At 45.4% G+C, this 13,715-nt stretch carries 9 protein-coding genes; 4 read left to right on the forward strand and 5 right to left on the reverse strand.

The annotated features are described in order from the left end of the window. Positions 1–186 precede the first annotated feature (186 nt). From OCV52_RS03340 to tadA, 3 genes are all read left to right on the forward strand, one after another. Positions 187–1,749 (forward strand): AbgT family transporter, encoded by a 1,563-nt coding sequence (locus OCV52_RS03340; protein ID WP_061033252.1) that lies wholly within the window; start codon positions 187–189, stop codon positions 1,747–1,749. Between the two features lie 187 nt (positions 1,750–1,936). Continuing rightward, positions 1,937–3,226: a hemolysin family protein gene (locus OCV52_RS03345; protein ID WP_137407373.1), complete on the forward strand. Its 1,290-nt coding sequence runs from the start codon at positions 1,937–1,939 to the stop codon at positions 3,224–3,226. A gap of 126 nt (positions 3,227–3,352) precedes the next feature. Continuing rightward, positions 3,353–3,901 (forward strand): tRNA adenosine(34) deaminase TadA, encoded by a 549-nt coding sequence (gene tadA / locus OCV52_RS03350; RefSeq protein ID WP_137407372.1) that lies wholly within the window; start codon positions 3,353–3,355, stop codon positions 3,899–3,901. A 60-nt stretch (positions 3,902–3,961) separates the two neighbouring features. On the opposite strand, the gene OCV52_RS03355 is transcribed toward tadA, so the two are convergent. Next, on the reverse strand, positions 3,962–4,093 hold the full coding sequence (locus tag OCV52_RS03355) for a hypothetical protein (RefSeq protein ID WP_017059878.1): 132 nt from the start codon (positions 4,091–4,093) through the stop codon (positions 3,962–3,964). Positions 4,094–4,413: 320 nt separating this feature from the next. Continuing rightward, positions 4,414–5,982 (reverse strand): membrane-bound lytic murein transglycosylase MltF, encoded by a 1,569-nt coding sequence (gene mltF, locus OCV52_RS03360; protein WP_137407371.1) that lies wholly within the window; start codon positions 5,980–5,982, stop codon positions 4,414–4,416. A gap of 329 nt (positions 5,983–6,311) precedes the next feature. On the opposite strand from mltF, the gene purL reads away from it, so the two are divergent. Further along, a complete protein-coding gene (gene purL / locus OCV52_RS03365) occupies positions 6,312–10,208 on the forward strand; it encodes a phosphoribosylformylglycinamidine synthase (RefSeq protein WP_137407370.1) in 3,897 nt (1,298 codons plus the stop codon). Positions 10,209–10,384: 176 nt separating this feature from the next. Here purL and OCV52_RS03370 read toward each other — a convergent pair whose 3' ends face one another. The 3 genes from OCV52_RS03370 to OCV52_RS03380 all read right to left on the reverse strand — a co-directional run bounded on the left by OCV52_RS03370 (position 10,385) and on the right by OCV52_RS03380 (position 13,537). After that, positions 10,385–11,332, reverse strand: a complete 948-nt coding sequence (locus OCV52_RS03370) for a VirK/YbjX family protein (RefSeq protein WP_032554025.1) — start codon at positions 11,330–11,332, stop codon at positions 10,385–10,387. Between the two features lie 274 nt (positions 11,333–11,606). Further along, complete coding sequence (gene dapD / locus OCV52_RS03375) at positions 11,607–12,638, reverse strand: 2,3,4,5-tetrahydropyridine-2,6-dicarboxylate N-succinyltransferase (RefSeq protein ID WP_137407369.1); 1,032 nt, start codon at positions 12,636–12,638, stop codon at positions 11,607–11,609. 257 nt (positions 12,639–12,895) lie between these two features. Continuing rightward, the gene (locus tag OCV52_RS03380; RefSeq protein ID WP_004737591.1) at positions 12,896–13,537 is read right to left on the reverse strand and encodes a MarC family protein; all 642 of its coding nucleotides are present in this window, start codon (positions 13,535–13,537) and stop codon (positions 12,896–12,898) included. Positions 13,538–13,715: the final 178 nt, after the last annotated feature.

Below are 13,715 nucleotides of genomic sequence, written 5' to 3' on the forward strand. Positions count from 1 at the left end.
TGTTTTTTGTGTTTTTATATTGTTATAGTTGTATGGTATTTTTGCAAAATATGTCTCCATTTATGGAATTTAGGGTGGAATATTGTGCTTTTTATGGGGGCTTTTAATAGAATATGTGTTGTACCAATAGGCCGTGGTAAAAACTTATATTAGGCCTAAACAAACAACATCACATATGGAGTTACAATGAGTAACCAAGCCGTAAAAAAAGCACCATCGACTGACAAGATCAGTGGAATGGATCGCTTTCTAAACTTCATTGAACGCGCCGGCAACAAAATTCCAGATCCAGCAATCCTGTTCTTCTGGGCTCTAGTTATCGTATGGGTAGCATCTGCACTTTTGTCGAATCTTTCATTCGATCTAATCAACCCTCAAACGGGTGCTGCTCTAGAAGTAAACAACCTACTGACTGGTGAAGCACTTGCTAGCTTCCTAGCGAATATGGTTACTACGTTCACAGGCTTCGCACCACTAGGCATCGTACTTGTTGCTATGCTAGGTGTTGGCGTTGCAGACTCTTCAGGCTTCATTACTACTGGCCTTAAGAAGATGCTGAACTTCACGCCAGCGAAGCTACTTACGCCAATGCTAATCTTGGTTGCTATCGTGTCTCACACAGCAGCTGATGCAGGTTACGTTCTAGTAATCCCTCTTGGCGGTATCATCTTCCACGCTGCGGGTCGTCACCCTCTAGCGGGTATTGCAGCAGCATTTGCTGGTGTATCTGGTGGTTTCTCTGCGAACTTCATCCCTTCAGGTATCGACCCGCTACTAGCTGGTTTCACGCAAACAGCGGCAAACGTTCTTGACCCTGAATACGTGATTAACCCTCTAGCGAACATCTTCTTTACTGGCCTATCTTCAGTTCTTATTGTTGCTATCGGTTGGTACGTAACTGAGAAGATCATCGAACCTCGCCTAGCGAACACGCCAGTTGATGAAGATGCTGAAGAAGCACCTGATCTAGGTACGTTCACTGCAATCGAATCAAAAGCATTCAAATACGCAGGTTGGGCAATGGTTGCTGGTATTGGTCTGCTTGTTGCGGCTCTAATCCCTGAGAACTCTGCACTGCGTTCTCCTGAAGGTGAGCTAACAGCATTCTCTGCACCAGTTATGAAGTCTATCGTTCCTCTGATCTTCATCCTGTTCATCATCCCAGGTATCGTTTACGGCCGTGTAGCGGGTACTTTCAAGAACAGCAATGACGTAATCAAGGCGATGTCTGAGACAATGGCTACGATGGGCGCGTACATTGTAATGTCGTTCTTCTGTGCACAGTTCCTATCGGCATTCGGTCAATCAAACATCGGTACTATGCTGGCACTTTACGGTGCTGAAGGCCTGAAAGCGATGGACCTTCCTGGTGAAGCGACAATCGTTGGTATGATTCTACTAACGGCTTCAGTTAACCTTCTTGTTGGTTCTGCATCGGCTAAGTGGGCACTTATCGGTCCAATCCTAGTTCCAATGCTAATGGTTGTAGGTATCTCTCCTGAGCTATCTCAAGCGGCTTACCGTGTTGGTGACTCAGTGTCTAACATCATCTCTCCACTAATGGTGTTCTTCCCACTGGTTGTTGTTTACTGCCAACGCTACGTTAAGTCTACAGGTATCGGTACTCTAGCTTCTCTAATGATGCCATTCTCGATTGCAATGCTAATCGGTTGGTCTATCTTCCTGCTAGCTTACTGGGCTCTTGGTATCCCACTAGGTATCCAAGCACCTTACACTTACACTATGTAAGATTGAACTAAGCAAAATTAAGCTTTATTCATTACTAAGCCCGCACCGAAATGTGCGGGCTTTTTTGTGCTATTTTTTCGCTCTATTTTTATATTCAAAAATTTTTATATCAAAAAGAAAGGTACTCAGCTTATACTCCGGATTACGGCTAATTGTTGGCCGGTAAAATTAGGAAATCCAAAACATCATGAAAATTCTGCTTCTGGTAGGGTTAATTGTTTTAAATGGTCTGTTTGCCATGTCTGAGATTGCATTGGTAGCAGCAAAAAATAGTCGGCTGAAACGCTTGGCCGAAAAACACCGTTCTGCTCAGATCGCACTTGAGCTCAAAGAGAATCCAACTCGCTTCCTCTCAACCATTCAAATCGGTATTACCGTCATAGGCCTGCTCAGCGGCATCGTGGGTGAGGCGACGTTATCAGCGCCACTAGCCGTTCAACTAGAACTGTGGGGCATGGATGCAACGCAAGCGAATGTTCTGTCTACCGCGGTCGTCGTTGTCGGTATTACTTACTTTGCGATTGTTGTTGGTGAACTCGTACCAAAACGCTTTGCTCAATCTCAAGCGGAAACCATCGCTGTGTTGGTCGCTATGCCAATCTATTGGTTGTCTAAAATCGCGACGCCGTTTGTTTTTGCTTTGTCTGCTTCAACGGAAGGTATTCTTAAGTTGATGGGCCGAGGTGGCGAAGAAGACAGTGTGACGGAAGACGATATTCATGCGCTTGTAAAAGAGGGCTCAGACTCTGGTGTGATTGAACGTGGTGAGCAAGAGATGATTCGCAATATCTTGCAGCTTGATGACCGCTTGGTGAGCTCATTGATGACGCCGCGTCGAGACATCGATTTTCTGGATGTCGACCAACCTGTTGAGAACATCTTGAAGCAGCTCCGCTCATCAAAGCACAGCGTATTCCCTCTATGCCAAGACCATCTAAATAAGGTGGTGGGCACGGTGTCTGCCAAGGCTTTATTGAATCAGGCGGGTAATCTAAGTATTCAAGTGATCATGGGGCTGTCTAAATCTCCAATCTATGTACCGGAATCGATGAAGGCACTGCGCTTACTTGGCTACTTTAAAGAGTCGGGCACTGAGATGGCGTTAATTGTCGATGAGTATGGCGATGTTCAAGGCCTTGTGACTCATTACGATATTCTAGAAGCGATTGCGGGTGAGTTATCAAACAACCCGAACGATCTTTGGACTGAGTCTTTGCCAGATGGTTTGCTGGTGGATGGATTAATCCCGATCAGCGAACTGAAAAACCGCTTGGAGCTTTCAGAGTTAGAGGGTGAAAGCGAGGGCTTCCAAACTCTAAACGGACTCATCACATGGCTGCTAGGTCGCTTGCCTGATACGGGAGAGATCGTTGAGTGTCAGCAGTGGCAGTTTGAGATTATCTCGGTTGAGAACAATCGTATTGTGAGCGTGAAAGCGACGCAAATCGTCAATGATTTGCTTGAGGCTGAAAGCTAGACCGACAGTTAATCATCCAGTCCATGGTTATTGATGGGCATCTCTTTGTTGTCCATCATCACTAAGATTAGGTATGCTTCACCGCATACCTTTTTTATTTCTATTGTTTGCTTTTTGGAGTCCCCTTTGTCAGACCATCAATTCACCCCTCAAGATGAAATCTTCATGCGACGTGCCATCGAGGTGGCCAAAAAAGCGGAGAGTGAGGGAGAGGTACCTGTTGGTGCCGTGCTGGTAAAAGATGGTGAGATTATTTCTGAAGGGTGGAACCGTTCGATTGGCAGCCATGATGCAACAGCGCATGCTGAAGTGGAGACCTTGCGCAAAGCGGGGCAGGTTTTGGAAAATTATCGACTGCTTGATACCACCTTGTATGTCACGCTTGAGCCATGCCCTATGTGTGCGGGTGCCTTGTTACATAGCCGAGTGAAGCGTATTGTTTTTGGTGCGCCAGATCTAAAAGCAGGTGCGGCAGGGACGGTGTTGAACTTGTTTGAAAGCCAAGCTTCTTACCATTATGCCGATGTTGAGCACGGGTTATTAGAGGATGAGTGTCGCGAGCAACTACAGGCGTTTTTCAAGCGTCGTCGAAAAGAGATAAAAGAGAAGCGAAATCAAGAGCGTTTGCTAGAAGAGCAGCAGTTAGAAGCAGACAAGGCGCTTAAAAAGAAATAGCAGCAAGTTTAAGGCACTCTCATCGTTAGAGTGCCAAACCAGCTTACTTGGTTATAGAGTTTACTCGGCAATCATCTGCATGAAAGCACGGTTGCGCCAAATGATCTTCTTCTTATTATTTGAAAGCATACGCTTACGACGGTTTGCAGCAACGGTCTTATCAAGGCGTTTCGATTTCAGTTTCTTCATCATTTCAATGATTTCCTATTGGTCGTCTGACTGTGTCGTTTGGACTAACGATTTAATTATAGTGTGATTCGTCTGTTTTTTCTGTCGCGCAGAGGCTGACATAGAAGAGCAATTCCAGTCTCAAGCCTTTAACTTCGGCCAATGGCCAATAACCAAGCGCAACAGAACGATAATCTTGATTGTGGTGTGTCGTTATAAGGTGCGATTGTTACTGTAATATGACACCGCCTTTATCACGGTCTTTTATCCGCATCTCTCCCTTGTGTAAGCGATAGAAAGCGCAATAAAAAAGAGCAATGCTGGAAGACATTGCTCTTTTGGTTTTATTTCGAAGGCTCAGAACCACTTACTGTTGATTCTGCAGCACTGATGCTGGACTCAGCTCCAGAAGTCTCTAAAGGTGGAATAACGATCAACCCTTCAAGACTCTCTTCTTGTTTTTTATTACGTTTATTAACATGGCCGATGATGCTTTGGTAATAACGGCGAATGTTCTCTACGTAGTTTCTTGCTTCATCACCACGAGCATAACCATAGCGAGTTTGGCTGTAGTATTTCTTCTGTCTTAGTAGAGGCAGTCTGTCTTTTACATCACCCCAAGCATCAGGATCTCCGCCTTGCGCTTTGGTTAAGCGGCGTGCGTCCATCATGTGTCCGTAACCGACGTTGTATGAAGCAAGCGCAAACCAGATCTTTTCGTGTTGCGTGATTGAATCTGGTACTCGGTTCACGATACGACGCAGGTACTCAACACCACCTTGTACCGACTGTTTAGGGTCGAGACGGTTGGTCACACCAACGCTTTTTGCTGTCGGCAGTGTCAGCATCATCATGCCACGAACACCGGTTGGTGAGCGTGCGACTGGGTTCCAGTGTGACTCTTGATACGCCAGTGCAGCAATCAGGCGCCAGTCAAACTCTTGTGAATACTTCTGAAATAGTGGCGACCATTTTGGTAGCTTGCTGTCGAGCGCGCGGATAAAGGCACGAGTATCAACGTAATCAAAAGTGCCGATATGACCGATGTACTTTTCTTCTAGCGAAGCAAGTTCACCGGATTGTTTTAGATTACCGAAGAACTCAATCAGCAATGCGTACAGGCTTTCATCTTCAGACTTCTCTAAGTACCAAGAGATAGGTTGGTCTTCAGTAAGCTCAAACGCCAATGCTACGTCTGGGTACAAACGTTGTGCTAGTGATAGTTCGATAGAATCGGCAACCGTAAATAGGCGCTCGCCCGTCGATACTTCTTTTAGCAGGTCATTGATGTCGGCATTACCTATTGCATCGTAGATGAAGTCATCGTGCGTGTTCTGTAATTGCTTAAGTGTTGGTTCGAAGTGTGAGTCTTTGACCACAACCAAAGAGGGAGTCAGAGTCTCGTTAGGTGACGCGTCTTCTGATTCAGCTTGCGCTTTGATGAATTCAGCCTGGCGTTCGTTTTCAAACTTGATCAGTTGATCTAGGTTTCTTGGACGCCATTGGCCTTTTTTGTACACCACTTGTTGGCTTACGTAGTAATAAGCAGGCGCTGCACGATAAGCTCGCGTCAGTTTGTTGTTTTGCGTTAACCCTGTAGCGATTAGGTCGATCTCGCCTTTCTTTAGGGCGGGGAATAGGCCGGATAGACGGTAAGCCGGTTTAACCTCAAGCTTCACCCCCAGCTCTTGTGCAAACTCACGAGCTAATTCGTAATCGAGACCAGCTGGGCCATCAGGACCAATGTAATAAGAGAGTTGGTTATTTAGAGTTCCGACACGAAGCACACCGCGCTCTCGTATCTGCTCAAGAACACTTTTAGGTTCAGATTCAATCTGGCATGCAGTTAGCCCAAACAGAGCGATAACTAGCAGAAAGAACTTAGACGAAAAGATGAGAGAAAATTTAGGCATCAAAATGAAATCTCGAAAAGTGGAAGCCCCTTTATACCAAACCCCGCAAGGCTGGCAAAGCAGGTTTGATTAAACAGAGGTAAAAGTGGTGATAAATACAGCAAAACTGGCATTTGCGCAGAAACATGAAAAAAATCACGCAAACGGTTGCTTTTGGTGTTACGTCACAAAAAAAAATGCTTTATAATGCGCTCGCATTGAAGAGGTGGGATCGGCATAGGTTTTTAAACCTTCGGGAATAGCTTCGAAGAAAACAGTTAGGTTTTTCCTTTAACCCACTGAATTTATTCCAATATCACCTTAATCAACTGCATAAGAGACCTAAGCACATGAGAATTTTGCGTGGCTCCCCAGCTCTATCTGAGTTTCGTGTTAACAAGCTTTTAGAGCTTTGTCGTGAATTAAGCTTACCTGTAACAGGTATTTACGCTGAGTTTGCCCACTTTGCTGATTTAACAGCAGACCTAGACGCGTCTGAAGTTGAGAAGCTAGAAAAGCTACTGACTTACGGTCCAACGATTGAAGAGCATGAACCTGAAGGTTTATTGCTGCTTGCTACACCTCGTCCAGGTACTATTTCTCCTTGGTCTTCAAAATCTACAGATATCGCACATAACTGTGGCCTAGCGAAAGTATCTCGCCTAGAGCGCGGTACGGCTTTCTACATTGAAACGTCTTCTGAACTTTCTGAGCTTCAACTTGTTGAGCTGAAAGCGATTCTTCACGATCGTATGATGGAAGTGGTTTTCACTGACTTCGAATCAGCAGCAGCATTGTTCACCGTTGCAGAACCAGCACCTTATGCGGAAGTTGATCTTCTTACCGGCGGTCGTAAAGCGCTTGAAGAAGCAAACGTTACCCTAGGTCTTGCACTTGCAGAAGATGAGATTGATTACCTACTTGAAAGCTTTGTCACTAAGCTTGAACGTAACCCGACTGATATCGAGCTAATGATGTTTGCACAAGCGAACTCAGAGCACTGTCGTCACAAGATCTTCAACGCTGATTGGACTATCGACGGCGTTAAGCAAGAAAAATCATTGTTCAAGATGATTAAGAATACGTTTGAAGTGACCCCTGATAACGTTCTGTCTGCTTATAAAGATAACGCAGCTGTTATGACGGGCTCTGAAGTAGGTCGCTTCTTCCCAGATCCAGAAACTCGTCAGTACAACTACCACCAAGAGAAAACACACATCTTGATGAAAGTTGAAACGCACAACCACCCAACGGCTATCTCTCCATGGCCGGGCGCATCGACAGGTTCAGGCGGTGAAATCCGTGATGAAGGCGCGACAGGTATAGGTGGTAAGCCAAAAGCAGGTCTAGTGGCGTTCTCTGTATCTAACCTTAAGATCCCGAACTTTGTTCAACCTTGGGAAACAGATTTTGGTAAGCCAAGCCGTATCGTTACTGCATTGGATATCATGCTTGAAGGTCCTCTTGGTGGCGCGGCATTCAACAACGAATTTGGTCGTCCAAACCTACTAGGTTACTTCCGTACTTACGAAGAGAAAGTAAATTCTCACGCAGGTGAAGAAGTACGTGGTTACCACAAGCCAATCATGCTAGCTGGTGGTCTTGGTAACATCCGTGACGAGCACGTACAGAAGAAAGAGATCCCAGTAGGTGCAAGCCTAATCGTTCTAGGTGGTCCTGCGATGAACATCGGCCTTGGTGGCGGTGCAGCATCTTCAATGGATTCTGGTTCTTCTTCTGAAGATCTTGATTTCGCTTCGGTACAACGTGAAAACCCAGAGATGGAACGTCGTTGTCAGGAAGTGATCGACCGTTGTTGGCAGCTAGGTGATGCGAACCCAATCGCATTCATCCACGATGTGGGCGCTGGCGGTATCTCAAATGCACTTCCTGAGCTAGTAGACGATGGCGAGCGTGGCGGTATCTTCAACCTACGTGACGTGCCAAACGATGAGCCGGGCATGAGCCCACTTGAGATTTGGTGTAACGAATCTCAAGAGCGTTACGTAATGGCGGTTGCAGACAAAGACATGGCAACGTTCGACGCTATTTGTAAGCGTGAACGCGCACCTTACGCAGTGGTTGGTAAAGCAACGGAAGAGCGTGAACTTAAACTTGAAGATTCACACTTCGACAACACGCCAATCGACATGCCAATGGACATCCTATTAGGTAAAACACCTAAGATGCACCGTGACGCGAAAACGCTAAAAGCGAACAACCCTGCGATTGACCGTTCTGGTATCGAAATGAACGAAGCGGTTGACCGTGTTCTTCGCCTACCAACTGTCGCAGAGAAAACATTCCTAATCACTATCGGTGACCGCTCGGTAACTGGCCTTGTTGCTCGTGACCAAATGGTTGGCCCATGGCAGGTTCCTGTTGCTAACTGTGCTGTAACAGCAGCTAGTTACGATTCTTACCACGGTGAAGCGATGTCTCTTGGTGAGCGCACGCCTGTGGCACTACTAGACTTTGGTGCATCGGCTCGCCTAGCAGTTGGTGAAGCAATCACTAACATTGCAGCGACTAACATTGGCGATATCAAACACATTAAACTGTCGGCAAACTGGATGTCTCCAGCGGGTCACCCAGGTGAAGATGCAGGTCTTTACGAAGCGGTTAAAGCCGTTGGTGAAGAGCTATGTCCAGCACTGGGTCTAACTATCCCAGTAGGTAAAGACTCAATGTCGATGAAGACGAAGTGGGAAGAGAACGGCGAGCAGAAAGAAGTAACGTCTCCGCTATCTCTTGTTATCACTGCATTTGCTCGTGTTGAAGATGTTCGTAAAACAATTACGCCACAACTACGCACTGACAAAGGTGCTTCAAGTCTAGTACTTATCGACTTAGGTAACGGCAAAAACCGTCTAGGTGCAACGGCACTAGCACAAGTTTACAAGCAGCTTGGTGATAAGCCAGCAGACGTAGACAACGCAGTACAACTGAAAGGTTTCTACGAAGGTGTTCAAGCACTAGTTGCTAACGACCAAGTAGTGGCTTACCACGATAAAGGCGATGGCGGTCTATTCGTTACTCTTGCTGAAATGGCATTCGCAGGTCACTGTGGTATTAATGCAAACATTGAAGCGCTAGGTGAAGACACACTAGCAGCGCTATTCAACGAAGAGTTAGGTGCAGTAATCCAAGTTCGTAACGATGACCTAGACGCAGTTCTTTCTACGCTTGCAGCAAACGGTCTAGAAGCGTGTTCACACGTTATTGGTTCAGTTGAAGCTTCTGATGAGCTAGTGATTAAGTCTGGCGAGTCTGTAGTGATTGAACGTAACCGTACTGAACTACGTACTATCTGGGCAGAAACAACGCACAAGATGCAAGGTCTACGTGATAACCCAGCATGTGCTGACCAAGAGCACGAAGCGAAGAAAGACAACTCAGATCCGGGTCTAAACGTGAAACTGAGCTTCGATGTTAACGAAGATATCGCTGCGCCTTTCATCAATACTGGCGCTAAGCCTAAGATGGCGATTCTACGTGAGCAGGGTGTTAACTCTCACGTTGAAATGGCAGCAGCATTTGACCGTGCAGGTTTCGAAGCGACTGATATTCACATGAGCGACATCCTTACTGGTCAAGCAGTACTGGATGAGTACAACGGTCTTGTGGCATGTGGTGGCTTCTCTTACGGTGACGTACTAGGCGCTGGTGAAGGTTGGGCTAAGTCAGTTCTGTTTAACGACTCGACTCGTGAGCAATTTGAAAACTTCTTCAAGCGTGAAGATACCTTTTCTTTAGGTGTATGTAACGGTTGTCAGATGCTGTCTAACCTGCGTGAGCTTATTCCTGGTGCAGAGTACTGGCCACGTTTCGTTCGCAACGAATCTGAGCGTTTTGAAGCACGTTTCAGCCTAGTTGAAGTTCAGAAATCTGATTCTGTATTCTTCAACGGCATGGAAGGTTCTCGTATGCCAATCGCAGTTTCTCACGGTGAAGGCCGCGTAGAAGTGCGTGACAACGACCACCTAAACGCGATTGAAAATTCAGGTACGGTTGCTCTACGTTACGTTGATAACCACGGTAACCCGACGCAGCAATACCCGAATAACCCGAACGGTTCGCCAAACGCTATCACAGGTTTAACCACGACGGATGGCCGCGTGACTATCATGATGCCTCACCCAGAGCGTGTATTCCGTACAGTCGCTAACTCTTGGTCTCCAGAAGGTTGGGGCGAGAATGGTGCTTGGATGCGTATGTTCCAAAACGCACGTAAGAACGTGGGTTAATCATGCCGCGTTGATCTAGATTAGATTAAGCAAAAATCAAAAGCGCAGAGCGAAAGGTCTGCGCTTTTTTGTTTCATTTGGTCAGTATGTTTGAAGGTTGCTCAACAATTAATTGTTATTATGAACGAGGAAGTTGTTTTTATCATTAGATCTATTTACTCTCAGAGTAGATGACATCACTTCGGTTCAAATAATTGAATTGCTTCGTTTGGTAAGGCAATTTTTGATAAAGACTCAGTCAGTTCCTCCTCCAATTTATCAAGTAGAGCGTACCTTTTTGAGTAAAGGTTACGCTTACTTCTTTTTAAATGAGTCAGGTCTTTGCGCTCTAATTTAACTGGAATCTGATAAAAGAACTTACTCACTTTTTGTCCGCTCATCTCTTCCCACAAAGAGTCATAATCACTGCTAATAGCACTTCTTTTTGAACCCAAGTATCGCAAAGCTTGATATACATGGCCTTTATTTGATACTGCGATCACTTTGTTCACTTCAAAATACCTAGCAAACATTAAGCTCAAATTGAGCATTAGAGCTTTAGGGCGAAGGCCGTGAAGTGTTCGAGTTATTTCTTTAATCTTAATCTGACTATCAATGACATGACGGTTGGTCCCTTGTAAGCAACCTATGTGTAACACTCTGTCATTTTCATCTTCAGAGAGGTTGCACGTAATTGAATATATGGTCTGGCCAGAATGCAATTCTACAAGCTTAATGCCGATAGACCCCTCTCTTGACTCACCTGGATAAAGCTCAATCGTGTAAGGTTGACCATTTCGATCTTTGAAGGTTGTTATCTCGAATGGTTTTTCATAAAGGTTGATAACTTTGCTATCAAACTTATCAGTTAAAATTTGAAAATGCGATCGTATCAGCTCTAGCCTCTGGGTGGATGAGAAACTAGGAGAGATGAATGGTTTCAATGGCTTTTCAAAGAGCTTGTAGTCGTTTTCAAAGACTGCTGTTAGTTTTTTATCCTTCTGCAAATCGTACATTCCTTGAGTAACTTGGCGATTGAGCAATCCCCACATAACAAATCGAATGTTTTTACGAATGTAGTCTACTCCATAACAATGCGGGTGAACTTTCTTTGATAGATTGTGGAGTTTTTTTAAACTGTGCATGAGAATTTTTTTCGAAATGAGTGGATCAATTGAGATGATTATATAAAACAATAAAACACTGTTCAAAATCTCATGACCATTTAATTAGGTGTTAGCAGGGAGTTTGACCCTCTGAGCTGTTTCTGCCATGTGTCACAGGGTAAGATGAATTTGTTAGAAAGTGTGTATGTTAGTGGATTAAGGGGCGACATACTTTTGGATACTAGCAAAAGAATGAAGAAAGCCGCTGGATTTCACCCCAGCGGCTTCGTATTTTCTAGCATCTAATGCTTGATTAATTGTTGCTGTGTAGCTCGCTGTTCAGTTCAACAGCAGACTTGTTCGCTAGACACTCAATTTGACCAGTGATTGAGTTGCGACGGAATAGCAGGTCAGAAACGCCAGCTAGGTCGCGCGCTTTAATGATTTCTACTTCGTTGCCTTCTTTATCTAGCATGCGAACTTTTGTACCCGCAGTCACGTAAAGACCAGACTCAACAGTACAACGGTCACCCATTGGGAAGCCAAGACCAGCGTTTGCGCCTAGTAGGCAGTTTTCGCCGATAGAGATAACCATAGTACCGCCACCAGACAGAGTACCCATGATAGAAGCGCCGCCACCGATGTCTGAACCGTTACCTACAACAACACCTGCAGAGATACGACCTTCAACCATGCTTACGCCTGTTGTACCCGCGTTGAAGTTGATGAAACCTTCGTGCATTACCGTTGTGCCTTCACCCACATGTGCGCCAAGACGAACACGAGAAGTATCAGCAATACGAATACCTGTTGGTACCACGTAATCCACCATTTTAGGGAATTTGTCTACGCAATCTACAGACAGAGAGCGACCAGCTAGGCGAGCTTCGATTTGACGATCCGCTAGTTCAGGAAGGTCGATTGGGCCTTCGTTTGTCCATGCGATGTTGTGCAGTAGTCCGAAGATGCCGTCTAGTACAGTACCGTGCGGCTGAACTAGGCGGTTAGAGATAAGTTGTAGCTTAAGGAAGCCTTCAGCAACAGATGCTGGCTTCTCGTCTGTCGCAAGAACAACAAGAACAAGTGGCTGTTCAGATGCTGCTGCTTTTCCTGCGAAAGATGCGTTTGCTGCATCGTCGTTTGCTGCGAATGCTTTCGCTAGTTCTGCGCTTTGTGCAGCAGAGATTTCGATAGCTTGGTTGCCTTCAGTGTAACCTGCTACTTCACCTACAGCCGCTACTAGAGCGTCGCTTGGGTTTAGAAGTGGGCTAGGGAAGAACGCTTCAATGATTTTATTGTCGCGGTTTTTGGTTGCCGTACCGAAGGCTAGTGAAAAGAAAGCCATGTTGAATCTCCATGTGTTGAGTCTTGAATTTGCTATTTCATAACAGTGGCTCGAATAACGAGCGTCGTCGTTAGCAAAGTTAATTTAATTGCGTTCATCATAAAGAGAGCGCCCTCGTTATGAAAGGGCGCATCGGGATAAAGTCTGTAAAATGATATTGCTTGTCTTTTGAGAGATATTTTTCTGCAATGAGAAAACGCTGCAGATCAATACAAATTGGCGGATATGTGAGTCAATATTTCCCTTTGAATGACCATTTAAACAAACAGTGCTTTATGAGCTTGCTCGATCCCTTCAATCAACATCTGCATACCAATAACTGCCAGTATCAAACCCATCATTCGAGTAATCACATTCAGTGCGCTTGGTCCTACCGCTTTCACGAAGCGCTCGCCAAACACAAACAACACGTAGGTTAAGGTACACAGTAGGCCGAAAGCGATGATGGTAATGACGGTTTCATAGATGCCCTCGGTGCTGGCAAAGTTCATCGCGGTGGCTATTGTCCCCGGGCCAGCCAGTATCGGCATGGCCAGTGGTGATACTGCGATACTTAGCGCCGCGTCTTGTTGGGCATCTGAGTTGACCTTCTCTTTCGCCTTCGAGTGTGTCGATTCACCTTGTAGCATGTGAAAGCCAATCAAGAAGACCAAAATACCGCCTGTGATGCGCAGGGCATAAAGCGTGATACCAAAAAGGTCGAAGATCAGCTTGCCTGAAATGGCAAACGTACTGACGATGATAAATGCGATAAACACTGAGCGGAACGCGATCGACTTAACTGTCTCCCTGTCGTTGTCGCCTGTTAAACCAAGAAAGATTGGCGTGTTAGCGATAGGGTTCATGATGGCGAAAAAGCCCATGAAAACTGTGATGGTATGGATGATGAGCTCTTTCATATTATTCCTTTAAAAAGATGCAGTTAAATACACATGTTGAATAAGAATAGATACTAGAGCAAGTGTGAATAAAAAACAGCCAGCATAGGGCTGGCTGTATAGTTTTAGTGATGGTAGTAGAGTTTTGACTGTGTGTTGGTGTCGATTTTTCAACTAACGCCTTGGCTTGAGGCGCTAA

Origin of the sequence: Vibrio chagasii, assembly GCF_024347355.1 — a bacterium.
Classification (GTDB): Bacteria; Pseudomonadota; Gammaproteobacteria; order Enterobacterales; family Vibrionaceae; genus Vibrio; species Vibrio chagasii.

Coding starts and splice junctions, on each gene's coding strand:
- OCV52_RS03340 (WP_061033252.1), top strand. CDS start 187: ATGAGTAACCAAGCCGTAAAAAAAGCACCATCGACTGACAAGATCAGT.
- OCV52_RS03345 (WP_137407373.1), top strand. CDS start 1,937: ATGAAAATTCTGCTTCTGGTAGGGTTAATTGTTTTAAATGGTCTGTTT.
- OCV52_RS03355 (WP_017059878.1), bottom strand. CDS start 4,093: ATGATGAAGAAACTGAAATCGAAACGCCTTGATAAGACCGTTGCTGCA.
- mltF (WP_137407371.1), bottom strand. CDS start 5,982: ATGCCTAAATTTTCTCTCATCTTTTCGTCTAAGTTCTTTCTGCTAGTT.
- purL (WP_137407370.1), top strand. CDS start 6,312: ATGAGAATTTTGCGTGGCTCCCCAGCTCTATCTGAGTTTCGTGTTAAC.
- OCV52_RS03370 (WP_032554025.1), bottom strand. CDS start 11,332: ATGCACAGTTTAAAAAAACTCCACAATCTATCAAAGAAAGTTCACCCG.
- dapD (WP_137407369.1), bottom strand. CDS start 12,638: ATGGCTTTCTTTTCACTAGCCTTCGGTACGGCAACCAAAAACCGCGAC.
- OCV52_RS03380 (WP_004737591.1), bottom strand. CDS start 13,537: ATGAAAGAGCTCATCATCCATACCATCACAGTTTTCATGGGCTTTTTC.